Source organism: Vibrio sp. 2033 (assembly GCF_033339735.1).
This window is the reverse complement of record NZ_JAWOVC010000187.1, coordinates 1-876: the sequence shown is the minus strand read 5'-3', so window position 1 is coordinate 876 and position 876 is coordinate 1. Positions and strand designations below refer to the sequence as shown.

The window sequence follows — 876 nt, the reverse complement described above, 5'->3', positions numbered from 1 at the left end:
CGCCAGAACCCATAGAAATCAGCGCGATAGCCACAACGCCCATCATCAATCCCCAAAACGAGCGAATCACTGCGTTTGGCTCTGCAGAACCCGTCATTACCACACTGATGGTGTAGGTCATCGAGTCACCCGTCGTAACGATGAAGGTGGTGGTCAAAATCAAGAACAGCACCGAAATTATCATCGGAAATGGCAGTTCACCAGTGATTGCAAGCAATACGGCTGGAAGGTTGAAGCCTTCAAACGCCGAAGAGATCAATCCCGGATTCGCGAGCTCGAATGCTAAACCGCTACCGCCCACGATGCTAAACCAAAAACAGGTGATCAGCGGCGCGGCAATACTGATGGACAAAATCAATTGGCGAATGGTACGGCCACGCGAAATACGTGCGATGAAGATTGCCATCATTGGCCCGTAACCAATAAACCAACCCCAGAAGAACACCGTCCACCAGCTTAACCAGCCAGTGTCACCGCGATAAAGCGCCATCGGGAAAAAGTTATCCACCATGCGGCCTACGCCTTGCACATAGCCATCAATAATAAAGCTCGTTGGGCCAAAGAACAGGATGTAACCGATCAGCAGTACCGACAGGATGATGTTGTAACGGCTCACAAGTTGGATGCCTTTGCTTACGCCACTTAGCGCCGAAAGCGTGTACATCACGATGGCAGCGACAATCACCATGCTTTGGGTGATGAAGTTATCTGGGAAACCAAATAATGAGTTCAGCGCGTAGCTGATTTGCAAACCAAGAAAGCCAATAGGGCCGATAGTACCAGCGGCAACGGCGATGATGCTGCACGCATCCGCCAGGTTACCAATCCAGCCATGAATCGCTTTGTCGCCAAAGATTGGGTAAAGCAATGTGCGTG

At 50.7% G+C, this 876-nt stretch carries 1 protein-coding gene; it reads right to left on the bottom strand.

The window, feature by feature from the left end:
- On the bottom strand, nucleotides 1-876 hold an 876-nt coding region (locus R7P74_RS25490), incomplete at both ends, for a BCCT family transporter (RefSeq protein WP_318123427.1).